We start from the raw sequence: 23,085 nt of genomic DNA on the forward strand, positions 1-23,085 counted from the left end.
GCTTAATTCAGGAATTCGGACAGGGCGTCCAACGCATCGAGCGCGTTGTCGCTGAGCACGGCCACCTCGCGTGCGATGTCTTCCACGCGCGCATTGCGCCCGAGCGCACCGGTGAGCACGTAGCGGCCATCCACGCGGCCGAAGGACGACAGCGGCACGGAGGGGTTCAGGTCGAGCAGCGATTCGAGCAGCTCGGTGCGCCGCTCGGGCCTCACTTCATCTTCCGTCCAGAGGTAGCAGATGCAGATGATCTGCATGTCGGAACTCGTCACGAAGATCGGCAGCTCATCGCGCCCCTCGATGCTCACCTGGACCACGGGCGTGCTGCCCGGAATGGGCTGCAGCTGCACCGGCAGCCCACCCATTGCGGCGCCCGTCAGCGCATCGAGGCCCTTGAGTTGATCGAGCAGTGATTGCATACCTCTCCTTGTGGTTGCGTACCGTTGGAAGCGACCGGTGCTTCGATGGGTTCACTATAGGTGTCTCGACATAACATGTCAAAAAATTTCTTTTTTCACATCCGTGACTTTCGGCACTGGTGCGATTCACGGCCCGCCGATTCAAGCCACCTGGAACCCCGCCTTCAGCGCCTCTCGCAAGTGCTCGACGAACAAGGTCACGGCCCGCGGTATGTGCAGCGAATACGGACGGATGGCGTAGATCTCCTCGGCGAAAGCCCCCGTCGGCCGCCACTCGGGCAGCACCTCCACCAGCTTGCCTGCCTGCAGCCCGGCTTGCGCGCTGAAGTCCGGCAGCAGCGCAATACCCAGGCCAGCTTGCGCGGCGTCGCGAAGCGCCTCGCTGTTGTTGGCCGCCAGCGGTCCGTCGATGGGCACGGTCATGCGCTCGGCCTGGCGCGCGCGGCCGGCGCGCCGCTCGAACGACCACACGTTCGTCTCCTGCCCGCGCGGATAGTGCAGGCAGTCGTGCGCGGCCAGCATGTGCGGCGTGAGCGGCGTGCCCTTGCGGCGCAGGTACGCGCGGCTCGCCACCAGCACCGAGCGCGTGGCGCACAGCCGCCAGGCCACGTGGGTGTCGGGCGGTGCGGACGCATGCCGGATCGCCAGATCGAAGCCCTCCATCGCCAGCGAACTGAGCCGGTCCGAGAACTCCATCTCGATGCGGATCGACGGATGGGCCAGGAGAAAGTCGGTCAGCCTCGGCAGCAGCTGCTGCCGCCCCAGCGCCACCGGCACGGTGACCCGGATCAGGCCGCGCGGCTCGCCGGCCAGGTCCCGCGCATTGAGAAAACTGTGCGCGATCTGCTCGAAGGGCTCGCGGGTCTGGTCCACCAGGCGCTGGCCGGCCTCGGTGAGCCGCATGCTGCGCGTGGTCCGCCGCACCAGGGTGACGCCGACCGCGCGCTCCAGCTCGGTGATGCGTTGGCTCATCGCGGCCTTGCTCACGCCCAGCCGGGCGGCCGCGGCGGTATAGCTGCCCTGTTGGCCGAGCACGATCAGCCAGTGCAGATGGGCCCAGAGCGACTCGGCTTTTTTGGTGTCCATGGTTTCATTGTTCAGTTTGGCGAACAAACAATTCAGCGCTGGAGTATAGGCAGGCACCCTTCGCCTTCCTAGACTCGGCGCATTCCTCCAACCTCCCAGGACCTCCCCGTGACCGCTGCAAGCTCCAAGCCCGGATTGATCGCCCACTACATCGCAGGCCAGCATGCGGCCGGCGAATCGAGCCGCACGCAGGACGTGACCAATCCCGCGACTGGCGCCGTCACCGGCAAGGTCGCCCTGGGCGCCATCGCCGATGTGAACGCCGCCGTTGCGGCCGCCAATGCGGCCTTCCCGGCCTGGGCCGACACGCCGCCGATCCGCCGGGCGCGCGTGATGTTCAAGTTCCTGCAACTGCTCAACGAGCACAAGGACGAGCTCGCCCACCTCATCACCGCCGAGCACGGCAAGGTCTTCACCGACGCGCAGGGCGAGGTCTCGCGCGGCATCGACATCGTCGAATTCGCGTGCGGCATTCCGCAACTGCTCAAGGGCGACTTCACCGACCAGGTCTCCACCGGCATCGACAACTGGACGCTGCGCCAGCCGCTGGGCGTGGTCGCCGGCATCACGCCCTTCAACTTCCCGGTGATGGTGCCGATGTGGATGTTCCCGGTGGCCATCGCCGCGGGCAACACCTTCGTTCTCAAGCCCAGCCCGACCGATCCGAGCCCGTCGCTGCGCATCGCCGAGCTGTTCAAGGAAGCGGGCCTCCCCGACGGCGTGTTCAACGTCGTGCAGGGCGACAAGGTCGCGGTCGATGCACTCATCGAGCACCCCGACGTCAAGGCCGTGAGCTTCGTCGGCTCCACGCCCATTGCCAACTACATCTACGAAACGGGCGCGCGCCACGGCAAGCGCGTGCAGGCCCTGGGCGGCGCGAAGAACCACATGGTGGTCATGCCCGACGCCGACATCGACCAGACGGTGGATGCGCTGATCGGCGCGGGCTACGGCTCGGCCGGCGAGCGCTGCATGGCGATCAGCGTCGCGGTGCTGGTGGGCGACGTGGCCGACAAGGTGATCCCCAAGCTCATCGAGCGCACGAAGACGCTCAAGGTGCTCAACGGCACCAACCTCGCGGCCGAGATGGGCCCGATCGTCACGCGCGCGGCGCACGAGCGCATCACCGGCTACATCGCACAGGGCGAGAAGGAAGGCGCCAAGCTCCTGGTCGATGGCCGTTCGTTCGACGGCAGCACGGCCGGCGAGGGCTGTGGCGATGGCTTCTGGATGGGCGGCACGCTGTTCGACCACGTCACGCCCGAGATGCGCATCTACAAGGAAGAGATCTTCGGCCCGGTGCTCAGCTGCGTGCGCGTGGCCAACTTCAAGGACGCGGTGGACCTCATCAACGACCACGAGTTCGGCAACGGCGTGAGCTGCTTCACCCGCGACGGCAACGTGGCGCGCGAGTTCAGCCGCCGCATCCAGGTGGGCATGGTCGGCATCAACGTGCCGATCCCGGTGCCGATGGCCTGGCACGGTTTCGGCGGCTGGAAGAAGAGCCTGTTCGGCGACATGCACGCCTACGGCGAAGAAGGCGTGCGCTTTTACACCAAGCAGAAGTCGATCATGCAGCGCTGGCCCGAGAGCACGCCCAAGGGCGCCGAGTTCGTGATGCCCACGGCCAAGTAAAGACTTGACGGCCACCTGACCGGGTGGCTGTACAAAAGACTGACTTGCCCGGGCGCGCGGGAGCCGCGAGACTTTGCGCATGATCTCGCCCCTGCATTCATGACGACCAGCAAGCTCGCACGGCGCCTGTCGGCCGTTCCCTCCACCTTGCGGATTCCCCTGGCCGCGCGCGCGTCCGGCGACGCCATCTTTCCGCAGGTGGCCGTGCGGGACGCCTATGCCGCGGCCATCCTGGAGAAGATCCGCGACGACGGGCAGGCGCTGCCCGAAGACCGGGCGACCATCTACGGCATCCTGGCGCGCACGCGCCGCTTTCGCAGCCTCGCGCAGGATTTTCTGAAACGGCATCCCGGCGCGCGCGTGGTGAACATGGGCTGCGGCCTGAGCCACTACTTCCAGTGGCTGGACGACGACAAGTCGCGCATGACCGATGCCGACCTGCCCGAGGTGCTCGCGCTGCGCCGCGAACTCATCCCCGAGACCCATCCGCGCCACGACGTGCGCGAGCTCGACCTCACCTCGCCCGACTGGTGGGACCAGCTGGGCCTGCCGAAGAAGCGCAACGCGCAGCCGGTCTTCCTCTTCACCGAGGGCGTGTTCATGTACCTCAAGCCCGAGGCCGTCGAGGCCGTGCTCGCCGCCTTCGGCGAGCGGGCACCCGCAGGCTCGGTGCTGGCCTTCGATGCCATGTGCTGGATCGCGACCGGGCGCGCCCGCAACCATCCGTCGGTGCGGCCGACGGGCGCTGAATTTCTGTGGGGCCTGCGCCGCCCCACGGACCTGACCGAGCCGCACCCGCGCCTGCGCCTGGACGGCACCTACCGCGTGATGGAGGGCTTTGGCCTCGCCGCCACGCTGTTCGGCCCGGTGTTCCGGATGGTCTTCGGCGTGCCGCTCTACGCGGTGTATGCGCTGGGTACCGTGGACATGTTGAAGGTCGCCGATACATAAACGCACAATTTTTCGAATCGGCGGCTTTGTCCGGCCTGCATTGCGCGGAATGGCTGACGCGGGGTGTCCTGGTAGATGCGGCAAGCTTGCGGCTGCTTCCATCGCGGAAAATCATTCCGCGCCTCGCCCCGTTTTCCCTTTCCCCCAAAGAACCGAAACCCTCAAGAAACACATGCTTGATCGCCGATCCTTCCTTGCCGCAGGTGGTGCCGCCGCCGCACTCGCCGCCCTTGGACTGCCCGAAGAGGCGCTGGCCGCCAACGGCCTGCAACTGAGCCAGCCCGCGCCCTTCTCGTTCGATCGGCTCGTCGCGCAGGCCAAGCGCCTGGCCGCGCAGCCTTACGTCGCCGCCACGCCGCTCGCCCCCGACGTGCTCGAGAAGATCGACTACGACGCGCACGGCAAGATCAAGTTCGACCCCGCCAACGCGCTCTTTCGCGAAGGTCCCGGCGCGTTTCCCGTCACCTTCTTCCACCTGGGCCGCTTCTTCCAGACGCCGGTGCGCATGCACGTGCTGGAGAACTCCGACGGCGATGCCTTCGCCCGCGAAGTGCTCTACAGCCCCGACTACTTCTCGATGCCGCCAGACAGCCCCGCGCGCGCACTACCGCCCGGCGCAGGCTTCGCGGGCTTTCGCCTGCAAGAGAGCCGCCTGGGCGACCAGGGCAAGCTCGACTGGCAGAAGAACGACTGGGTCGCCTTTCTCGGCGCCTCGTACTTTCGCGCGATCGGCGAGCTCTACCAGTACGGCCTCTCGGCGCGCGGCCTCGCGCTCGACGTGGCGGTGCCCGACAAGCCCGAGGAATTCCCCACCTTCACCCGCTTCTATTTCGAGACGCCGGCCGCGAACAACACCGCCTCGATGACCGTCTACGCGCTGCTCGAAGGGCCGAGCGTGACGGGCGTCTTCAAGTTCGTGATGCAGCGCGGCAAGGCGGTGATCATGGACATCGACTCGCGCCTGTTCCTGCGCCGCGACGTCGCGCGCCTGGGCCTCGTGCCGCTCACCTCGATGTACTGGTACTCCGAGACCATCAAGCCCACCGCCATCGACTGGCGCCCCGAGGTGCACGACTCCGACGGCCTGGCGATCTGGAACGGCGCGGGCGAGCGCATCTGGCGCCCGCTCAACAACCCGGCGCAGACACGCGCCTCCGCCTTCGCCGACACGAAGCCGCGCGGCTTCGGCCTCTTGCAGCGCGACCGCTCGTTCGACCACTACCAGGACGGCGTGAACTACGAAAAGCGCCCGAGCCTCTGGATCGAGCCGCTGGGCGACTGGGGCGAAGGCTCGGTGCAGCTCATCGAGATTCCGACCGACGACGAGATCCACGACAACGTCGTCGCCTTCTGGGTGCCCAAGGCCGATGCCAAGGCGGGCGCGAGCTACAGCCTGCAGTACCGGCTGCACTGGACCGACCAGGAGCCCTTTCCCTCGCCGCTCGCGCGTTGCGTGGCCACGCGCATCGGACGCGGCGGCCAGCCGGGCCAGCCGAGGCCGCAGGGCGTGCGCAAGTTCATGGTCGAGTTCATCGGCCAGCCGCTGACCACCGTGCCCTTCGGCGTGAAACCAGAGCTGGTGCTCACGGCGCCACGCGGCAAGTTCTCGTACGTGTTCGCCGAAGCCGTGCCCAACGGCGTGCCGGGACACTGGCGCGCGCAGTTCGACTTCACGCCCGAAGGCAACGAGCCGATCGACATGCGCCTGTACCTGAAGAACGGCGAGCAGACGCTCACCGAGACCTGGCTGTACCAGTACCAGCCGGCGTGATGCTGGCGTGATGTTGCGGGCGCCTCAGCGCCTGCTCGCGTCGTTGTAAGGCGCGAAGAGTTCCACCGCCCAATCGACGAACACCCGCAGCTTCGCGCTCAGGTGCCGGTTGGTCGGGTACACCACATGCAGCGGATAGGTCGGCGGCGCCCAGGCCTGCAGCACCTCGACCAGCGCGCCGCTCGCCAGGTACGGCGCGGCCATCACGTCGAAGGTCTGCGCCACGCCGATGCCGGTGAGCACCGCCGTGAGGTGCGCGGTGCTCTCGTTCACGCCGACCACGGTGTGGCCGTGGATCTCGATGCGCTCGTCCCCATGCGCATAGCGCAGTGGAATCGGCCGATTGCTCAGCGACGAGAAATAGCCCACCACCCGGTGCGTGCCGTCGCCCAGGTTCGCGGGCGTCGCCGGGATGCCGTGGCGCGCGAGGTACGCGGGCGTGGCGCAGGTCACGAAGCGCAGGTTCGCGATGCGGCGCGCCACCAGCGACTGGTCCACCAGTTCGCCGGCGCGGATGACGCAGTCCACCGCATCGCCCACGAGGTTCACCGGCCTGTCGCTCACGCCGATCTCCAGTTCGATCTCCGGATAGCGCGCGTGGAACGCAGGCAACTGCGGAATCAGGATCATGTTGGCGAACGAAGAGCCCACATCCACCCGCAGCCGCCCGCGCGGATTGGCCTGCGCGTTGGTGAGGTCCGATTCGATGTCTTCCAGTTCTGCCAGCACGCGCGCGGTGCGCTCGTAATACGCCGCGCCCTCGGGCGTGACCGTCACCCGCCGCGTCGTGCGCTGCAGCAGCTTCACGCGCAGGTGCGTCTCCAGCTGCTGCACCATCTTCGTCACGGTGGGCTTGGGCAGTTGCAGCGAATCGGCCGCGCGGGTGAAGGTGCCGGCCTCCACCACCCGGGCGAAGACGCGCATGGCGGTGATCTGGTCCATCGCCGGATTATTAGTGATTCGGAAATAAACAAGTCACGCGCGGCACCTTGGTCTCGAAGGGGGTCGCGCCCAAACTTCCTTGCATCGTCAACGCTGCTTCGCAGCAAACCTCCAAGGAAGAAGTCATGTCCCAACTCAAGCTCAACGACAAGATCGCCCTCGTCACCGGCGGCACCAGCGGCATCGGCCTGGCGACCGCGCAACGCTTCGTGGCCGAAGGCGCCCACGTGTTCATCACGGGCCGCCGCCAGGCGGAACTCGATGCGGCGGTGAAGACCATCGGCCGCAACGTGACCGGCGTGCTCGGCGACGTCTCCAAGCTCGCCGACCTCGACAGGCTCTACGCCGCCATCAAGGAACAGAAAGGCCGGCTCGACGTGCTGTTCGCCAACGCGGGCGGCGGCAGCCTGGTGCCGCTGGGGCAGATCACCGAGGAGCACTTCGACAAGACCTTCGGCACCAACGTGCGCGGCCTGCTCTTCACCGTGCAGAAGGCGCTGCCGCTGATGCCCAAGGGCGCATCGATCGTGCTCAACGCATCGATCACCAGCATCAAGGGCACGCCCGCCTTCAGCGTCTACAGCGCGACCAAGGCGGCGGTGCGCAGCTTCGCGCGCAGCTGGGCGGTGGACCTGAAGGATGCCGGCATCCGCGTCAATGCGGTGAGTCCCGGCGTGGTGCCGACGCCGGCGTATGAGCTGCTCGGCCTCACGCCGGAGCAGGTGAAGGGCTTCATCGAGATGCAGGCGCAGACGATCCCGCTGGGCCGTGTCGGCACGCCCGACGAGATCGCGAAGGCGGTCGTGTTTCTCGCCTCCGACGACAGCAGCTTCGTGAACGGCACGGAGCTCTTCGTCGACGGAGGCTCTGCGCAGATCTAATCGATCAGCGCTTGGTGACCGACACCAACTCGACTTCGAAATTCAGCGTGGCGTTCGGCGGAATCACGCCGCCCGCGCCGCGCGAACCGTAGGCGATCGATGGCGGGCAGGTGAGCTTGGCCTTGCCGCCCGGCTTCATCTTCTGCACGCCTTCGGTCCAGCACGGGATCACGCCGTTGAGCGGGAACTCGGTGGGCTCGCCGCGCTTGTAGGAGCTGTCGAATTCCTTGCCGGTGTCGGGGAAGGTGCCGCGGTAGTGGACCTTCACGGTGTCGGTGGCGGCGGGCGATGCGCCGGTGCCTTCCTTGAGCGACTGGTAGACCAGGCCGCTGGGCGTGGTCACGGGCGCGGATTGCGCGAACGCTGCGGGGATGGCGAAGACGGACACGAGAGCGGCACAGAAAAGAGACTTCACGAAACACCTCGGGGATTGAAAGACCCCGATTATGGCCAGCGCCTGCGTCTCGGCGACAAGGCATCGACAAGGTGCCGATGAGCCCTCGATGTAGCGCGATGTAGCTAGTGGAACGGCCCTTGCTTTGCAGGATGTGCACTGTCAACATCCACGCAGAGAGGAAGCCCCATGCATTCCACCGAAGCCACGCCGGCCGCACCCCCCGTTCACGCCGGCACCGGTCACCTCAAGAAGGTCCTGGGCCCCATCCAGCTGTGGGGCATCGCGGTGGGCCTGGTCATCTCCGGTGAGTACTTTGGTTGGAGCTACGGCTGGAACACCGCCGGCACGCTCGGCTTCCTGGTCGCCACGGTGCTGGTGGCCACGATGTACACCACCTTCATCTTCAGCTTCACCGAACTCTCCACTGCCATCCCGCATGCGGGCGGCCCCTTCGCCTATGCGCGGCGCGCGTTCGGGCCGACCGGCGGCTTCGTCGCGGGCTTTGCGACGCTGATCGAATTCGTCTTCGCGCCGCCGGCCATCGCGCTGGCGATCGGCGCGTACCTCAACGTGCAGTTCCCGGGCATCAACCCGAAGTGGTTCGCGCTCGGGGCGTACGTGATCTTCATCGCGCTCAACTGGATCGGCGTCGGCATCGCCGCCGCCTTCGAGCTCTTCGTGACCGTGCTGGCCATCGTCGAGCTCCTGGTTTTCATGGGCGTGGTCACGCCGGGCTGGACGATGGCCAACTTCGTGGCCAACGGCTGGGCCGGCGGCAGCGTGCTCAATGGGGCGGCGATCTCGGGCATCTTCGCCTCGATTCCGTTCGCGATCTGGTTCTTCCTGGCCATCGAGGGCGCGGCCATGGCGGCGGAAGAAGCGCGCGATCCGCACCGCACCATTCCCATCGCCTACACCACGGGCATCGTCACGCTGGTGGTGCTGGCCTTCGGCGTGATGATCTTCGCGGGCGGCGTGGGCGACTGGCGCAAGCTCGCCAACATCAACGACCCGCTGCCACAGGCCATGAAGGCGGTTGTGGGCGACAACAGCGGCTGGCTGCACATGCTGGTGTGGATCGGGCTCTTCGGGCTCATCGCGTCGTTCCACGGAATCATCATGGGCTACTCGCGGCAGATCTTCGCGCTGGCGCGCGCGGGTTACCTGCCGCGCTACTTCGCGGGCCTGAGCCCGCGCTTCGACACGCCGCACCGCGCACTGCTGGCCGGCGGCGTGGTCGGTGTGATCGCGATCTTCAGCGACGAATGGGTGCAGTTCGGCGGGCAGACGCTCACCGCCAACATCGTGACCATGGCAGTGCTCGGCGCGATCGTGATGTACCTCATCTCGATGGCCGCGCTCTTCAAGCTGCGCAGGAGCGAGCCCGACCTGCTGCGCACCTACCGCGCGCCCTTCTATCCCGTGTTTCCGGCGATCGCGCTCGGCCTGGGCGTGGTGTGCCTGGGCGCGATGGTGTGGTTCAACTTCATGCTCACGGTGCTGTTTTTGGTGCTGATGGCCGCGGCCTACGGCTACTTCCTCCTGACCTCGTCGCAGCGCAAGGCGGCCGCGCCCGACGAGATGCTTTCTTCCACGGCCACGAACGCCTGAACGTCCACGCCTGAACTTCCACGCCTGAAAGACGATGCGCTACCGCACCACCATCGCAGAACAGGTCTTCGCCTTCGACGACCTCAAGCAAGTCATGGCCTTCGCCAGCCCCGCGCGCTCGGGCGACTACCTCGCCGGCGTCGGCGCCGCCACCGCGCAGCAGCGCATGGCCGCGCGTCACGTGCTGGCCGACACGCCGCTCAAGCAGTTCCTGACCGAAGCGCTCATTCCCTACGAGAGCGACAACATCACGCGGCTCATCATCGACGGCCACGACGCGGCGGCGTTCGCGCCGGTGTCGCACCTCACGGTCGGCGACTTCCGCAACTGGCTGCTGTCCCAAGAGGCCACCACCGCCACGCTCACCGCGCTCGCGCCCGGCCTCACGCCCGAGATGGTCGCGGCCGTGTCCAAGCTCATGCGCAACCAGGACCTCGTGTCGGTCGCGAAGAAGTGCAGCGTGGTCACGCGGTTTCGCAACACCATCGGCCTGCCGGGGCATCTGTCGGTGCGGCTGCAGCCCAACCACCCGACCGACGACCTGCGCGGCGTGGCCGCCTCCACGCTCGATGGTCTCCTCTACGGCGCGGGCGATGCGGTGATCGGCCTCAACCCCGCGTCCGACAGCATGCCGGTGCTCGGGCAACTGCTGCGCATGCTCGACGAGGTGATCCAGCGCTTCGAGATTCCCACGCAAAGCTGCGTGCTCACCCACGTGACCAACACGCTCAAGCTCGCGGAGGCCGGCGCGCCGGTGGACCTGGTGTTCCAGTCGATCGCGGGCACCGAGAAGGCGAACCTCTCGTTCGGCGTGACGCCCGAACTGCTCGACGAGGCCTACGCGGCAGCGCTCGCCTTGAAGCGCGGCACCGTCGGCGACAACGTCATGTACTTCGAAACGGGCCAGGGCAGCGCGCTCTCGGCCAACGCCAACTTCGGCGTCGACCAGCAGACCTGCGAGGTGCGCGCCTATGCGCTCGCGCGGCGCTACAAGCCGCTGCTCATCAACACGGTGGTCGGCTTCATCGGGCCCGAGTATCTGTACGACGGCAAGCAGATCATCCGCGCGGGCCTGGAAGATCACTTCAGCGGCAAGCTGCTCGGCCTGCCCATCGGCTGCGACATCTGCTACACCAACCACGCCGAAGCCGACCAGGACGACATGGACACCCTCCTCGTGCTGCTGGGCACCGCGGGCATCAACTTCATCATGGGCATTCCGGGCGCGGACGACGTGATGCTCAACTACCAGAGCACGTCGTTCCACGATGCGCTGTTCCTGCGCCAGACGCTGGGCCTGAAGCGCGCGCCCGAGTTCGAGGCGTGGCTGCAGCGCATGCAGATCACCGATGCCGCGGGACAACTCGCGCCGCCCTCGTCCAACCGATTGCTCGCCGACATGAGCGGGCTCAAGGCGCTGACTCCATGAGCGAATCCGTCACACCCAACCCCTGGGCGCAATGGCGCTCGGCCACGCCCGCGCGCCTTGCGCTCGGCCGCGCCGGTGCCGGCATGCCCACCGACGAGACGCTGCGCTTCGGCTGGGCGCATGCGATGGCGCGCGATGCGATCCATGCGGCGCTCGACGTCGATGCGCTCGAAGCCACGCTGGCCGCGCAACACTGGGAGGTCGCCCGCGCCCGCAGCCGCGCGGCGGACCGCACCACGTACCTGCGCCGCCCCGACCTCGGCCGCCAGCTCGACGAGGAGGACGACGCGCGCCTGCGCGCCATCGGGCGCTACGGCTGCGATGTCTGCGTCGTCATCGGCGATGGCCTGTCATCGCTGGCCGTCGCGCGCCACGCCGCACCGCTGCTCGCCGCGCTGCGTTCGCAGTTGCCGGCGGACACGCGCTTCTCGCCCGTGGTCATCGCCACGCAGGCGCGCGTGGCGCTCGCCGACGAGGTGGGCGAGTTGTTCGGCGCGATGCTCTCGGTGATGCTGATCGGCGAGCGGCCGGGGCTCAGTTCACCCGACAGCCTGGGCATCTACCTGACCCATTCGCCCAAGCGCGGACTGAACGATGCGGCGCGCAACTGCATCTCCAATGTGCGGCCCGAAGGGCTGCCGTATGAAGCCGCCGCGTTCAAGCTGGCGTGGCTGATGCGCGAGTCGCTCCAGCGCGGGCTGACCGGCGTGGGGCTCAAGGACGAGAGCGATGTTGCGGTGCTGGAGAAGCAGGCCACCCGACGACCGGGGCTGCCCGGATAGGCACCCTTTCCATATCGACAAATACGCAATAAAATGACTCTTAAGCCGTTTAATAGTCATTTTATTGATGTCAAAAAGCAGCCACAGCCTCTCCGCCCTGCCCTCGCAAACCATCGCGCCCCTTGAAAGGCTCGGCCTTCGCCTGCGTGCGCACAGGATCAACCGCGCGTGGACCGTCGCCGAAATGGCCAAGCGGCTGCTGTGCTCGCCCAACACCCTGCGCGCACTCGAATCGGGCAAGCCCGGCACCAGCATCGGGCTGCTGGCGCATGCGTTGTGGCTCTTCGGCGAGATCGATTCGCTCGACGGCGTGGCCCTTGCCCCCGCCGGCCTGGCGGCAAAGCGCCGCGTGCGCAGGTCGGCCGCGCAAGGTGCCGCGGGCGTGATCGCGGAGGGCGAACGTGATTTCTGACGACGCCGATGTCGAGCGCCGCATCTACGTTGGCCTCGCGCGGCACACGGGCCAACGAGTGCAACCGGCCGGCCTGATGAAGGTCGTTCGCCGCGGCGTGGTGGAGTCCGGCGAATTCGCCTACGGCCGGCGCTATCTCGAAGACCCGGCGGCCGCACCGCTCAACCCCGAGCACCTGCCGCTGCGCGATGCCGCCTTCGTGCTGCCCGAGCGCCGCATTCGCGACGGCGGTGCCATGCCGCTCACGCTGCGCGATGCGCTGCCCGACAGCTGGGGCCGCAAGGTGCTCGAGATACGCCAGGGCAAGCCGCTGTCCGACATCGATGCATTGCTGCTGACCAACGAAGACCGCATCGGCGCGATGGTGTTCGCCGAATCGCTGCCCATCGAGAGCGAGGAGCCGCCATCGGTGCTCCTGTCGCTGGAAGAACTCGCCGAAGCGTCGCGGCGTGTCGAAGCCGGCATGGAGATCGGGCCCGACATGCATCGCCTGCTGCGCGGCGGCAGCCTGGGCGGCGCGCGGCCCAAGGCGGCCTTCGTGCATGAAGGCCGGCGCTTCATCGCCAAGTTCGCATCGCGCGGCGACGACCACGACGTGGAAGTGATCGAGGCGGCCACGCTCTGGCTGGCCAATGCCTGCGGCATCGACGTTCCCCCCTTCCTGCTGCAGCCTCTTGCATCGGGGCACGCGCTGCTGGTCGAGCGGTTCGACCGCGCAGGGCCGGTCGCCGACGAGCGGCGCTTTCACTACCTCTCGGCCTCGGCGCTGCTCGACGTGCCCTATGAATCCAGCCGGGGCAGCTACGTCGAGCTGGCGCAACTGCTGCGGCGCATTTCGCAACGGCCGCAAGAAGACCTGGCCGAACTGTTCCGCCGCCTGGTCTTCAACCTGGCGGTGGGCAACAGCGACGATCACGTGAAGAACCACGGCGCGCTGCGAGGCGAAGACGGACAGTGGCGCCTCGCCCCTGCCTTCGACCTCGTGATGCAGCTGGGCGGCCATACGGGTTATCAGGAACTGGCCGTGCTTCCCGGGCAGCACGCATCGAGCCTTGCGCTGGCGCGCGAGGCGGCGCCGCACTTCGGCCTCGCGGCCGCGGCGGCCGAAGAAGTCATCGTTGCCATCTGCGAGACCGTCGCCATTCAGGCGGCGGCCGGCGTGGCATCTGCCGGTGGCGATCGGGCGTTGGTGCGGCGCGTGGCCGCCTTCATCGCGCAACAAGCCGAACGCATCGGCGCCTGACGGGTGCAGAATCGAAACCGTATCGGGCGGCCAAGAACGGACACTCCACACTGAGCCAACAGGAAGTGAGGCAGGCGCAATGAGCTGGCAAGACGGGGACATCAAGAAGGCGTTTCAAGCCAGGCGACACAAGCCCTGGACGGTGGGCTACGAAACACCCGTCAGCGCCGACATGCAGACAGGCCCTCTCGAAGTCACCGGCAAACTGCCGAAGGACCTGCAAGGCGTGCTGTACCGAAACGGCCCCGCCATGCACGAGCGCGGCGCAGGCCGCTATGCCCACAAATGGGACGGCGACGGCATGATCCAGGCCTTCCGTTTTGCGGACGGCCGCGTGACGCACACCGGCCGCTTCGTGCGCACGAAGAAATTCCAGGCCGAAGAGGCTGCCGGCGAATACCTGCTCAGTGCATTCGGTTCGGCAGTGCCCGGAAAGACCGAGCTCAACACCGACATCGACGAGATGAACTCCGCCAACCTGAGCGCGGTCTATCACGCGGGCCGGCTGCTGGCGCTGTGGGAACCCGGATCGCCCCATGAGCTGGACCCCGAGACGCTGGAGACCAAGGGCATCTATCGGGCAGACAGCGCCGAACTGCTCAGGCCCTTTTCGGCACATCCGAAGATCGGCACCAATGGCGATGGCGATCTCTGGAATTTCGGATCGGACCCGATTGCGTCGGAGCTGAGCATCTACAAGCTGTCGGCCACGGGGGCGGTGGAGGTATGCCGCCGCTTCGCGGTGAAAGACCTGCCGCCGATGCACGACTTTGCCGTCACGCAAAACCATTTGATTTTTCTGCTTCCTCCCGCGCTCTTCGACAGGGAAAAGCTGATCGCCGGCAAGGCATTTGGCCTGTCGGTGAACTGGATGCCGGAGCTCGGCACGCGCGTGCTGGTGATCGACAAGCGAAGCTGGAACCAGACCTGGTACCAGCTTCCGCCATGGATCATTCACCACGTGGGCAACGCCTGGGAAGACGCCGACGAGGTGATCCGCTTCGACGTCTTTGCCAACGCGGAACCGCAGGCGATGGCCACTGGCTGGAACGTCATGCGCGGGAAGTACGTGCATATGCAGGGGCCCGTGATGACGCTGGTCGAACTTCGTGCAGGCAAGCCGCCGCGGGTCACGCGGTTCGATGCATTGGAAGGTGAGTTTCCGGTGATCGACCCTGCGCTGGCCGGGCGCGACTATGAGCAGGTGCTGTGCGTGGCTCGCAACCGTGCGCGGCCGAGCGGCATGCCGGATTGGGGAGATGTGGCGAGCTTCAACCTGAAGCAAGGGACCATCCAGTCATACGGCTTCGGTGACGACTGGATCGCCGAGGAGCATGTGTACGCAGGGGGGAATTCGCAATGGGCTGTCGGCACCGCGCTGGACACCGCGGCGAGGCAAACGGTGATCTCCGTGTTCAACGTGCACCACGTCGGTGATGGGCCGGTGGCGCAAGTCCGGCTTCCTTATGCGCTTCCGCTGGGGGTGCATGGGACGTTCAGGGCGATGTAGTTTGCGGTGCCGCGCAATCAAGGACCCACACGATGACCATGACCATCACCATCACCGCCTTTGAACGCTCGCCCGACGGCGGCAAGGGCCTGGCGCGCGACACGCGCGTGCGCTGGGCGCTGGAGGAAGCCGGCCTGCCCTATGAAGTGCGCCTGGTGTCCTTCCACGCGATGAAGGAGCCCGCGCATCTGGCGCTGCATCCCTTCGGCCAGATCCCCACCTACGAGGAAGGCGGTCTCGTGCTGTTCGAGACCGGCTCCATCGTGCTGCACATCGCCGAGCGCCACCCGGGCTTGCTCCCCGCCGATGCGGACGCCAGGGCGCGCGCCATCACGTGGATGTTCGCGGCGCTCAACACGGTCGAGCCTCCCATCCTCGAACTCGTCACCGTCAAGTTCATGGAAGGCGACAAGCCCTGGAAAGACGAGCGCCTGCCCCTCGTGCAGGACCGGATACGCGCCCGGCTCACCCTGCTCGCCACCCGCCTGGGCGACGCCGACTGGCTGGACGGCGGCTTCAGCGCGGGCGACCTGCTCATGGTGTCGGTGCTGCTGCGGCTGCGGCCGTCCGGCCTGCTGAACGAGTTTCCCAGCCTGGCCGCCTATGTCGCTCGCGGCGAAGCGCGGCCGGCCTATCAGCGCGCGTTCGCCGCGCAACTGGCGATCAACGCCGCCCCCTTGCCGGCGGGCTGACGGGCGCTTGCCTACGCCCCTGCCAAGGGAGCGCGTTGTTGCCGGAGCTTGTTCAACTCGCTCAGGTACGAGCCTGGAATCTGCGGCACTTCGCCGTCTGCCCCGAGCACGCCGATGCCGGCGCCGTCCACGACGACTTGCAATCCCGCTGGCACGGCGAAGAACTTGACCAGGTCCGGGCGGTCGACGCCGAGTTGATAAAGGGACGTCTTGACGAAGCGAGCCGGGTCCTGGGAGCCCGCCTCGTCATCAAGGTCCGAGAGCCACCAGCCGGAGTCCGCCCCGTCGAGCGCATCGCTTCGGGTGAGCAGGACCCGCGTTGCTTCCTTGTAATTCACGTGCACGACAGCGCTTTGGCGCAGCGACGGAAAGTCCGGCTCGGCCGGAAGCGAGAGGCTCCTGACAACGTCTTGCTGGTTTCGCAGGTGCATCAGCGTGCTGTCTACCGAATCGACAAACTTCACCGGAACCGCCTTCATGTCAGGCTCCAGAACGCGCAGGAATCCCTCGGGTCCGTCCTCGAGCATCGTGAACATCCAGCCGACCTGCAGGCTCTGGCCGCTTCGGAACTTCGCGCCCTCGGCCACGCGTTGCTCGAAGAACCGCAGGAGCCAGGAGATGTCTTCAGCCGGCACGGCGCTGTTGGAAACGCGAATCTGAAACTCGGGGTGGTCGTGGCGTTTGCAGCCGGACGTTGCGTGGACCGACGACATGCCCGATAGCACGGAGGGTGGGTTCCGGCCGAACTTCGAGAAGATGGAGCGCAGAGACATAGGCGGGATCAAGGCGTGGTGGACGTTGCGGTGGTGGCTTGCGTCATGACGGTGGTCCATGCACCGTCGATGCGCTTCCAGACTTCCACGACCCAGAGCCCGCCGCTGAAGAAGCGAGTGACGACAAGGTCGCCTTGCTGTTCGTGCTGCTCGCGTTCGCGTGGGACATAGGGGCGGTGCTTTTGCGTTTGAAGGTTCTCGATCCGGTCGGCCCGGGACATGAACCGGCCGTTCTGCTGGACGGTCGTGAAGTCGCTCGCGGTGTACTTGGCCCACTGCGCCGCATCGACGGCGTAGAAGGCTTCGTCGCGTGCGCGCATGGCGGCTTGAAGGTCGGGAGGGAGTGGGTTTGTGCCGGTCATGAAGGGACTGTAGCGGCCATGCCGAGGTCTGCTGGGACCCGTGCTGCCGGAAGTGCCCGGCTACAGTCGGCCACGAGGAGCCCGTTCCTCGTGCCCCGCGCAACGCAGAGCAACGCCCGTTGAGCGCATACCTTGCGAGACGGGATGCGTCTTTCGCCTCGGGAAAATTTCGGAAAACGAGCCCAAATCATGAGCCTGTCCAAACGACTGAATATTGAGCTTGCTCGTCTTGGATGCAAGCAGGTTGAGCCACTGGTATTCGACGTCCCGTCTTACGACGGCGCGATCGATTGGCGCCTCAGCTTCAAGACCCTCGGATTCACTAAAGGCCGAGTCGGCGGGGCACTCCGCTATCGCCATCGAATCGCAACGGACTTCGGCTGGCTGTGCCTGTCACAGCTGGGCGGGCCGCTCTTGAGCCGCGCTGAAGCGCCGCCTTGGGGATTCAGCGGCGGCGTTCCGTTCGGGCTGATGGCTGGATGGCGAGCCGATTGGACGATCGACAGCCCGTCCTCTCAGCACGAAGCGACGGCCCAGAGAATCGCTGCGGACGTCCAGGCCAATGTTCTTCCTTTCGTTCTGAACATGCAGTCAGACGAAGATTTGTTTCGTCTGCTACTGCAAGATTCAGAGCCTTGGTCTTGGCAGCGATCGCAACCACTGAGTCGGTTCGCGGAAGTCGCTTGTATTGCGAAGATTTTGAACGTGCCGGCTTCAGTGTTCCTGCCTCTGGCAGAGAAGCATTCTTTTCAGATGCAAGACCAACTGGACAGCGTAGATTTGGCAACGTTCATCGACGGCGTGATGCAAAAGGTCGAAGACGTTGTTTGAGCTGATCTGCATCAAGCGGCTTAGAAGCGGACATCGTGAACTGCCAGTTGCCTGGGCTGACGCTGCCTTCAGCTGGCGCGGCTGAAAGATTGCGACCCCATCAGGACAGCATCAATATCTGCAGGTCCTGCTCGAATTCTGTACGCACCTTGGAGGAAACGTAGAGCTACTTGTTTCGAGCCGAGCGGACAGATCAGGGGATGGTCAGTGATCGACTTCAACCGTCCGTTCAATGAGGGATCAGGGCTTACCCTTTTGCGTGTTGCGAACGGCAAGCAGCCAGAACACAAGGCCCCCAACTGCACCTGAGCCAAGGTAGTTGAGCGAGTCGAAAAACCCCGACTGGGCCCAGCGCACAGAGCCGAACGGCTGGGCAAGCTCATTCCAAAATGGAACGGCGAGCACGAAGCCGCCTAACGTGAATTGCCACCAACGATCGAGGTTCCAACGCCTCATTGCCGCGTATGCGGGCAGGCCAAGAACCAGGGCGCAAAGGATTGCCATTGGAAACCCTGCAATCCAATAAAAAGGCAGGCCACACCAAGTGAATGTTCCCGCGAGCAGTCCGATCCCACAGGTACCGGCGGTCGCCAAGGCCACGCCGGCGCAGGCAGAAAAGCAGAGCAGTCCCAGGAATCGAAGCATCCGTACGCCTTGAATGAAGGTGTGGGTGGAGGACGCGAGCAACGTCCGCAGCGGGCCGATAGTACCCATCCGCGCTTGTCGCGTGAAATCCCTTCTCCCCTCGCAAACGGCAGGCCGCGAAAAATCGCAGCCTGCCAGACCAGCCATCCAGCGTTACTGGCCAGTCTCAGGCGCCTTGCGCAGCGCCGCCACACTCAACTGAAACAACGCCACCGCCCTGCGCGTCAGGTCGGATGCGAGCCAATGCAGGTTGGCCAGCTGCGTAGGGCCATCGCCGCCGCTCCAGTCGATGTCTTCTCCGTGGCAGGTCCACATGAGCGCTTCGAGCTGTGCGAGGGTGGCTTCGAGCAAGTCCGTCGGGTCTTGATCGGGGGGTACCGGCGTGCGAGGCCGGGCTATAGTCTTGGTAGCCATTTGGTGTGCACTCCTTCGAAAGATTGGGCACGTCTTTGGTTAGACGGCTGGGGTGCTCGTTACACCCCGGCCGTCGCCTTTTGATACCTCGCATTTGCATCGGTGCTTTCGCACCGACAACCCGCCGCGAGGCGTAGCGGTTCTTCAATCATTGGGCTTGCTGTGTGTGTGGCGCCTTGCTGCTCCCCTTGGTGGGGCGCTGAGTGACAGGGGCATTCACTTTAAAGAAGAGCGGCTGCGATGTGGCCGCCACGTGTGGAACGAAGTCTCGATTCGCGCGAACAAATGCAGCTTCGGCCGTGCAACGCGAACGCGCGCCGAACTCGTGCCGATCACCTACCGATCGCGCACCGATCGCGCACCGATCACGCACCGATCACACAGCCTGGCACGGCTGATGCGTACGTCGATGCGGAAGTGTCACGAGCGCTGCATACGCTCGGCGCTTCTCGTCCACAACGCACAACAACAGGGAACGCATGCAACGCCGCCTCGTCCTTCTCACGCCGCTCGCTGCCGCGCTCACGACCACGCTCGCCGCCACCGGCTGCGCCAGCCTCTCGCCCGGCAAGGGCCTGTCCCCCGCCCACTGGGACGCCTTCAACCGCGCGCAGATCGAAGGCCTCATCGCCGGCCTCGGCAAAGGCAGCGCGGGCTACAACGCCGCCAGGCCGCCCTACGTGGTGTTCGACTGGGACAACACCAGCGTCTTCCTCGACATCGAGGAGGCCTCGCTCATCTACCAGTTGGAGAACCTCGCCTTCGGCGCGACGCCCGCGCAGCTCGAAGTGGCGCTGCGCAAGAACATTCCGAAGAAAGACTTCCTGCCCGCGTACAACAACGCGGCGGGCAAGCCGGTCAACATCGACCTCGTGGTGCCCGACATCGTGGCCAGCTACACCTGGCTCTACCAGAACTGCAGCGCCCTGAAGGGCAACAAGCCGCTGGCGGCCGTGAAGCTCGATCCGAACTACATCGCCTTCACCACCAAGGTGCGCTATCTCTACGAGGCCATCGGCGACACCTTCGACCACGACACGGCCTACCCGTGGGTCACATACCTCTTCGTCGGCATGACCGAGGCGCAGGTGCGCAAGCTCACGGCCGACACGGTGGCGTGGCAGTTGAAGGAGCCGGTGGCCAAGATCAAATGGACCTCGCCGGCCGCGCTGCCGGGCCAGGCGGGCGTGGTCTCGGTGAGCTGGAAGAACGGCCTCCGGCTGCAGCCCGAAATGCAGGCGCTGTATGCCGCCTTTCGCAACGCGGGCTTCGATGTGTGGGTGTGCTCGGCGTCGTTCGTGGATGTGATCAAGGAGATCTCGTCGAACCCCGCCTTCGGCTACAACAACCCGCCCGATCGCGTGCTCGCGATGGAGCTGGAGCGCGACGCCAACGGCCTGATCCAGCCCGAGTACCGCCGCGGCTACGACCAGACGCAGGGGCCGGGCAAGACCAAGAACATCCAGCGCTTCCTGGTCGCCAAGTACGGCTACGGCCCGAGCTTCATCGCCGGGGACAGCGAGGGCGACCAGAACATGATGGCCGACTTCGCCGACACGAAGAAGGTGCTGATCGTCAACCGCCTGCGCGATCCGAAGACCGACATCGGCAAGTTCTCGGCGATGGCCGTGCAGGGCTACGGCAAGCCCGACACGCGCTACCTGCTGCAGGGCCGCGACGACAACACCGGCCAGTGGGTGGCCTCGCAGCTGCACACGCCGCTGGGCGCGACGCAGGGCAAGGCGCTCAAGTAGCGCCAGGGCCCGACAGCGAGAGCTGGATGGGTACGTGCCTATGATCCTGGCATCGAACACCAGGAGACAAACCATGGCCGCCCGCTATCCCCTCGCCGAACTCAAGGACCTGCCCGAAGACATCCGCACCGCGATCCTCGCCGTGCAGGAGAAGGCGGGCTTCGTGCCCAACGTGTTCCTCGGCCTCGCGCGCCGCCCGGCCGAATGGCGCGCCTTCTTCGCGTACCACGACGCGCTGATGCTCAAGGAAGAAGGCTCGCTCACCAAGGGCGACCGCGAGATGATCGTCACCACCACCAGCGCGGCCAACCAGTGCCTCTATTGCGTGGTGGCGCACGGCGCGCTCTTGCGCATCTACGAGAAGAAGCCGCTGGTCGCGGACCAGGTGGCGGTCAATTACCGCAAGGCCGACATCACGCCGCGCCAGCGCGCGATGCTCGACTTCGCGATGAAGGTGTGCGACCGCTCGCACGAAATCGACGACAGCGACTTCCCGCCGCTGCACGCGCACGGCTTCGATGACGAGGACATCTGGGACATCGCGGCCATCACCGCCTTCTTCGGCCTGAGCAACCGCCTCGCGAGCTTCAGCGGCATGCAGCCGAACAACGAATTCTTCCTGATGGGAAGGCTGCCGCGCGAGAAGAAGTAAAGGCCTGCGTCCGACAAGGCACGAACCGGTGTTCTCGGTTCTTGCCGAAGAAAAATCCGTTCACGCTGAGCTTGTCGAAGCGCCGCGCAAGGCTTCGACAAGCTCAGCCCGAACGGTTGGACATCAGGCCTTCGCGCGGCACGTCGCCAGCGCGTCCAGCGCGGGCTTGTAGGTGGGCGTGTTCACGTCCATCACGCCCAGCACCGTGTGATAGAGGTTGTCGTGCGTGAGCGGCGCATCCAGGCCCGCTTCCATGCACGCGCGCGAGAGCTTGCGGCGCTCGCTCAGGCCTTCGCCGAACCAGGTGACCATCGGCACGTGCTTCTGCGCTTCGGGCGCGAAGCTGTAGGGCACGCCGTGCAGGAACAGGCCGTATTCGCCGAGCGATTCGCCATGGTCGCTCACGTACAGCATGCCCGGGTCGTACTGCTTCGATTGGGCCTGGAGCCAGTCGATGGTGCGTGCGAGAAAGCGGTCGGTCTCGGCGATGGAGTTGTCGTAGACGTTCATCAGCTCGTTGTGCCCGCACTCGGCCAGCGCGTTGGTCTTGCACTCGGGCGTGAAGCGCTTCACGTCGGGCGCGGAACGCTTGTAGTAGGCCGGGCCGTGGCTGCCCATCTGGTGCATGACCAGCACCACGCCCTTGGCGCGGCGCTCGGCCGGGAGCGCGGCGATGCGTGCGTCCAGGTTCTTCAACATCACGTCATCGAGGCACTCGTCGCCATCGCACAGCGCCTTCTTGGTGGCCGCATCGAGCCCGTCGAAGGCCGAGGCGTTGGGGATGCGCGTGCACACGTCCTTGCAGCCGGCCTGGTTGTCCAGCCACAGCACGGCCAGGCCCGAGGCCTGCAGCACGTCCACGAGGTTCTCGTAGTCGTCCTTGCGCGATTCGTAGCCTTGCTTCCCCAGCGGCGAGAACATGCAGGGCACCGAGGCCAGCGTGTTGGTGCCGCATGAGTGCACGTCGCGGTAGCTCAGCACGCCGCGCTTGGCCAGCTCGGGCGTGGTGTCGCGCGCATAGCCGTTGAGCGCGAAGTGGTCGGCCCGCGCCGTTTCGCCCACCACCACCACGAACATCGGCGGGCGCACCTGCGCCGCGTAGCTCGCGCCGAGCGAGGTGCCGGCGGTGATCGAGATGAGCTTGCCGCTGCGCTTGAAGAGCGGCTTGATGAACACCGCGCCCGTCGAATACAGGCTCGCGATCGGGTTCATCATGTAGCGCAGGTGGATGTTGTTGCGCATCAGCGGCGCGAGCTGCCGGTTCATCGCCACGCCCGTGCCTACCGCCACGAGCAAGGCCAGCACCAGCAGCGCCGCGTTGCGCCAGAGCTTCGACAGAAAGCCCATCCGCGCGATGCGCACGCGCCAGAGCAAGAGGCCCGCGGGCAGTGCGACCACCAGCACGTTGAAGGCCATGCGCCAGCTCAGCAAGTCGCGCGCTTCGTTGGGGTCGGTCTGCAGCGCGTTGGCGATCATGGTCGGGTCCATGACGACGCGGTATTCGAGCATGTAGTGCTGCGTCACCGCGGCCAGCACGACCACCGCGAACCACAGCGGCTTGAGCCAGCGCGACCAGGCCGTGAGCGAGAGCATCGCCACCGTGCCGCACAGCGTGAGCAGGCTCATGGCCATGACCGTCGGCAGGTAGGTGCTGGGCGCACCGCCGATGCGGGCCAACTCGTTCCACAGCGGCCAGTTGGCGGTGAGCGCCAGGTACAGGCCGAGCCAGAGCACGACCTGCGCCGCGGAGCGCGGGCGGGCGAGCCACTGGTCGATACGTTGCCACAGCGCGCCGGCCGAGGGAAGGTGTGGCGCCGATGCCTCGGGAGCCTCGGAAGCTCCGGGAAAAGGCACGCGATGCGCGGGTGCAGGCTCGATACGCGAAAACGACAT

23 protein-coding genes are annotated in these 23,085 nt (G+C 66.1%); 14 read left to right on the forward strand and 9 right to left on the reverse strand.

Going from position 1 to position 23,085, the window contains the following annotated elements:
- Nucleotides 1-2: 2 nt before the first annotated feature.
- Both JC881_RS04815 and JC881_RS04820 read right to left on the reverse strand, forming a co-directional pair.
- Nucleotides 3-419 (reverse strand): YjfI family protein, encoded by a 417-nt coding sequence (locus tag JC881_RS04815; RefSeq protein ID WP_198784518.1) that lies wholly within the window; start codon nucleotides 417-419, stop codon nucleotides 3-5.
- A 141-nt stretch (nucleotides 420-560) separates the two neighbouring features.
- A complete protein-coding gene (locus JC881_RS04820; protein WP_198784519.1) occupies nucleotides 561-1,505 on the reverse strand; it encodes a LysR family transcriptional regulator in 945 nt (314 codons plus the stop codon).
- Nucleotides 1,506-1,613: 108 nt separating this feature from the next.
- Here JC881_RS04820 and JC881_RS04825 point away from each other — a divergent pair, with 108 nt between their 5' ends.
- The 3 genes from JC881_RS04825 (at nucleotide 1,614) to JC881_RS04835 (ending at nucleotide 5,862) form a co-directional block, all read left to right on the forward strand.
- Nucleotides 1,614-3,140 carry a CoA-acylating methylmalonate-semialdehyde dehydrogenase gene (locus tag JC881_RS04825; protein WP_198784520.1) on the forward strand — a complete coding sequence of 509 codons (1,527 nt, stop codon included), beginning with the start codon at nucleotides 1,614-1,616 and terminating at the stop codon, nucleotides 3,138-3,140.
- A gap of 99 nt (nucleotides 3,141-3,239) precedes the next feature.
- Nucleotides 3,240-4,091, forward strand: coding sequence for a class I SAM-dependent methyltransferase (locus JC881_RS04830; protein WP_198784521.1), 852 nt, complete (start codon nucleotides 3,240-3,242; stop codon nucleotides 4,089-4,091).
- Nucleotides 4,092-4,263: 172 nt separating this feature from the next.
- Nucleotides 4,264-5,862: a glucan biosynthesis protein gene (locus tag JC881_RS04835; protein WP_198784522.1), complete on the forward strand. Its 1,599-nt coding sequence runs from the start codon at nucleotides 4,264-4,266 to the stop codon at nucleotides 5,860-5,862.
- Between the two features lie 24 nt (nucleotides 5,863-5,886).
- Here the strand turns inward: JC881_RS04835 and JC881_RS04840 are convergent, their stop codons facing one another.
- Complete coding sequence (locus JC881_RS04840; RefSeq protein WP_198784523.1) at nucleotides 5,887-6,804, reverse strand: LysR family transcriptional regulator; 918 nt, start codon at nucleotides 6,802-6,804, stop codon at nucleotides 5,887-5,889.
- 125 nt (nucleotides 6,805-6,929) lie between these two features.
- On the opposite strand from JC881_RS04840, the gene JC881_RS04845 reads away from it, so the two are divergent.
- The gene (locus tag JC881_RS04845; RefSeq protein ID WP_198784524.1) at nucleotides 6,930-7,685 is read left to right on the forward strand and encodes an SDR family NAD(P)-dependent oxidoreductase; all 756 of its coding nucleotides are present in this window, start codon (nucleotides 6,930-6,932) and stop codon (nucleotides 7,683-7,685) included.
- A gap of 4 nt (nucleotides 7,686-7,689) precedes the next feature.
- On the opposite strand, the gene JC881_RS04850 is transcribed toward JC881_RS04845, so the two are convergent.
- Nucleotides 7,690-8,100, reverse strand: a complete 411-nt coding sequence (locus JC881_RS04850; protein WP_042579315.1) for an FKBP-type peptidyl-prolyl cis-trans isomerase — start codon at nucleotides 8,098-8,100, stop codon at nucleotides 7,690-7,692.
- Nucleotides 8,101-8,268: 168 nt separating this feature from the next.
- On the opposite strand from JC881_RS04850, the gene eat reads away from it, so the two are divergent.
- The 7 genes from eat to JC881_RS04885 all read left to right on the forward strand — a co-directional run bounded on the left by eat (nucleotide 8,269) and on the right by JC881_RS04885 (nucleotide 15,761).
- Nucleotides 8,269-9,693, forward strand: a complete 1,425-nt coding sequence (gene eat / locus JC881_RS04855) for an ethanolamine permease (protein WP_198784525.1) — start codon at nucleotides 8,269-8,271, stop codon at nucleotides 9,691-9,693.
- A gap of 34 nt (nucleotides 9,694-9,727) precedes the next feature.
- Nucleotides 9,728-11,122 (forward strand): ethanolamine ammonia-lyase subunit EutB, encoded by a 1,395-nt coding sequence (locus JC881_RS04860; protein WP_198784526.1) that lies wholly within the window; start codon nucleotides 9,728-9,730, stop codon nucleotides 11,120-11,122.
- On the forward strand, nucleotides 11,119-11,904 hold the full coding sequence (gene eutC, locus JC881_RS04865) for an ethanolamine ammonia-lyase subunit EutC (RefSeq protein WP_198784527.1): 786 nt from the start codon (nucleotides 11,119-11,121) through the stop codon (nucleotides 11,902-11,904). Before JC881_RS04860 ends, eutC begins: the two co-directional genes overlap by 4 nt.
- 67 nt (nucleotides 11,905-11,971) lie before the next feature.
- Complete coding sequence (locus JC881_RS04870) at nucleotides 11,972-12,316, forward strand: helix-turn-helix domain-containing protein (protein WP_198784528.1); 345 nt, start codon at nucleotides 11,972-11,974, stop codon at nucleotides 12,314-12,316.
- Entirely contained in the window at nucleotides 12,306-13,559 is a 1,254-nt protein-coding gene (locus JC881_RS32670; protein ID WP_198784529.1) for a type II toxin-antitoxin system HipA family toxin, read from the forward strand. The genes JC881_RS04870 and JC881_RS32670 overlap by 11 nt, the downstream gene beginning before the upstream one ends.
- A gap of 79 nt (nucleotides 13,560-13,638) precedes the next feature.
- Nucleotides 13,639-15,069, forward strand: a complete 1,431-nt coding sequence (locus tag JC881_RS04880; protein ID WP_198784530.1) for a carotenoid oxygenase family protein — start codon at nucleotides 13,639-13,641, stop codon at nucleotides 15,067-15,069.
- A 38-nt stretch (nucleotides 15,070-15,107) separates the two neighbouring features.
- Nucleotides 15,108-15,761, forward strand: coding sequence for a glutathione S-transferase family protein (locus tag JC881_RS04885; protein WP_198784903.1), 654 nt, complete (start codon nucleotides 15,108-15,110; stop codon nucleotides 15,759-15,761).
- Between the two features lie 11 nt (nucleotides 15,762-15,772).
- Here JC881_RS04885 and JC881_RS04890 read toward each other — a convergent pair whose 3' ends face one another.
- Nucleotides 15,773-16,534: an immunity protein Imm33 domain-containing protein gene (locus JC881_RS04890; protein ID WP_198784531.1), complete on the reverse strand. Its 762-nt coding sequence runs from the start codon at nucleotides 16,532-16,534 to the stop codon at nucleotides 15,773-15,775.
- An 8-nt stretch (nucleotides 16,535-16,542) separates the two neighbouring features.
- Nucleotides 16,543-16,854, reverse strand: coding sequence for a nuclear transport factor 2 family protein (locus JC881_RS04895; protein ID WP_233101524.1), 312 nt, complete (start codon nucleotides 16,852-16,854; stop codon nucleotides 16,543-16,545).
- 231 nt (nucleotides 16,855-17,085) lie between these two features.
- On the opposite strand from JC881_RS04895, the gene JC881_RS04900 reads away from it, so the two are divergent.
- Nucleotides 17,086-17,727 carry a hypothetical protein gene (locus JC881_RS04900; protein ID WP_198784533.1) on the forward strand — a complete coding sequence of 214 codons (642 nt, stop codon included), beginning with the start codon at nucleotides 17,086-17,088 and terminating at the stop codon, nucleotides 17,725-17,727.
- 240 nt (nucleotides 17,728-17,967) lie between these two features.
- Here JC881_RS04900 and JC881_RS04905 read toward each other — a convergent pair whose 3' ends face one another.
- On the reverse strand, nucleotides 17,968-18,441 hold the full coding sequence (locus JC881_RS04905; RefSeq protein ID WP_198784534.1) for a hypothetical protein: 474 nt from the start codon (nucleotides 18,439-18,441) through the stop codon (nucleotides 17,968-17,970).
- 84 nt (nucleotides 18,442-18,525) lie between these two features.
- Nucleotides 18,526-18,786, reverse strand: a complete 261-nt coding sequence (locus JC881_RS04910; RefSeq protein WP_198784535.1) for a hypothetical protein — start codon at nucleotides 18,784-18,786, stop codon at nucleotides 18,526-18,528.
- A 479-nt stretch (nucleotides 18,787-19,265) separates the two neighbouring features.
- Here JC881_RS04910 and JC881_RS04915 point away from each other — a divergent pair, with 479 nt between their 5' ends.
- Both JC881_RS04915 and JC881_RS04920 read left to right on the forward strand, forming a co-directional pair.
- Entirely contained in the window at nucleotides 19,266-20,540 is a 1,275-nt protein-coding gene (locus JC881_RS04915; RefSeq protein ID WP_198784536.1) for an HAD family hydrolase, read from the forward strand.
- 73 nt (nucleotides 20,541-20,613) lie between these two features.
- Complete coding sequence (locus JC881_RS04920) at nucleotides 20,614-21,192, forward strand: peroxidase-related enzyme (RefSeq protein ID WP_042577136.1); 579 nt, start codon at nucleotides 20,614-20,616, stop codon at nucleotides 21,190-21,192.
- A gap of 123 nt (nucleotides 21,193-21,315) precedes the next feature.
- On the opposite strand, the gene JC881_RS04925 is transcribed toward JC881_RS04920, so the two are convergent.
- Nucleotides 21,316-23,085: a phosphoethanolamine transferase gene (locus JC881_RS04925; RefSeq protein WP_198784537.1), complete on the reverse strand. Its 1,770-nt coding sequence runs from the start codon at nucleotides 23,083-23,085 to the stop codon at nucleotides 21,316-21,318.

Source organism: Variovorax sp. IB41 (assembly GCF_016405905.1).
Taxonomy (GTDB): Bacteria; Pseudomonadota; Gammaproteobacteria; order Burkholderiales; family Burkholderiaceae_C; genus Variovorax.

Coding starts and splice junctions, on each gene's coding strand:
- JC881_RS04815 (WP_198784518.1), bottom strand. CDS start 419: ATGCAATCACTGCTCGATCAACTCAAGGGCCTCGATGCGCTGACGGGC.
- JC881_RS04820 (WP_198784519.1), bottom strand. CDS start 1,505: ATGGACACCAAAAAAGCCGAGTCGCTCTGGGCCCATCTGCACTGGCTG.
- JC881_RS04830 (WP_198784521.1), top strand. CDS start 3,240: ATGACGACCAGCAAGCTCGCACGGCGCCTGTCGGCCGTTCCCTCCACC.
- JC881_RS04835 (WP_198784522.1), top strand. CDS start 4,264: ATGCTTGATCGCCGATCCTTCCTTGCCGCAGGTGGTGCCGCCGCCGCA.
- JC881_RS04840 (WP_198784523.1), bottom strand. CDS start 6,804: ATGGACCAGATCACCGCCATGCGCGTCTTCGCCCGGGTGGTGGAGGCC.
- JC881_RS04845 (WP_198784524.1), top strand. CDS start 6,930: ATGTCCCAACTCAAGCTCAACGACAAGATCGCCCTCGTCACCGGCGGC.
- eat (WP_198784525.1), top strand. CDS start 8,269: ATGCATTCCACCGAAGCCACGCCGGCCGCACCCCCCGTTCACGCCGGC.
- JC881_RS04860 (WP_198784526.1), top strand. CDS start 9,728: ATGCGCTACCGCACCACCATCGCAGAACAGGTCTTCGCCTTCGACGAC.
- eutC (WP_198784527.1), top strand. CDS start 11,119: ATGAGCGAATCCGTCACACCCAACCCCTGGGCGCAATGGCGCTCGGCC.
- JC881_RS04870 (WP_198784528.1), top strand. CDS start 11,972: ATGTCAAAAAGCAGCCACAGCCTCTCCGCCCTGCCCTCGCAAACCATC.
- JC881_RS04880 (WP_198784530.1), top strand. CDS start 13,639: ATGAGCTGGCAAGACGGGGACATCAAGAAGGCGTTTCAAGCCAGGCGA.
- JC881_RS04885 (WP_198784903.1), top strand. CDS start 15,108: ATGACCATCACCATCACCGCCTTTGAACGCTCGCCCGACGGCGGCAAG.
- JC881_RS04890 (WP_198784531.1), bottom strand. CDS start 16,534: ATGTCTCTGCGCTCCATCTTCTCGAAGTTCGGCCGGAACCCACCCTCC.
- JC881_RS04895 (WP_233101524.1), bottom strand. CDS start 16,854: ATGCGCGCACGCGACGAAGCCTTCTACGCCGTCGATGCGGCGCAGTGG.
- JC881_RS04900 (WP_198784533.1), top strand. CDS start 17,086: ATGAGCCTGTCCAAACGACTGAATATTGAGCTTGCTCGTCTTGGATGC.
- JC881_RS04905 (WP_198784534.1), bottom strand. CDS start 18,441: ATGGGTACTATCGGCCCGCTGCGGACGTTGCTCGCGTCCTCCACCCAC.
- JC881_RS04910 (WP_198784535.1), bottom strand. CDS start 18,786: ATGGCTACCAAGACTATAGCCCGGCCTCGCACGCCGGTACCCCCCGAT.
- JC881_RS04915 (WP_198784536.1), top strand. CDS start 19,266: ATGCAACGCCGCCTCGTCCTTCTCACGCCGCTCGCTGCCGCGCTCACG.
- JC881_RS04920 (WP_042577136.1), top strand. CDS start 20,614: ATGGCCGCCCGCTATCCCCTCGCCGAACTCAAGGACCTGCCCGAAGAC.
- JC881_RS04925 (WP_198784537.1), bottom strand. CDS start 23,085: ATGTCGTTTTCGCGTATCGAGCCTGCACCCGCGCATCGCGTGCCTTTT.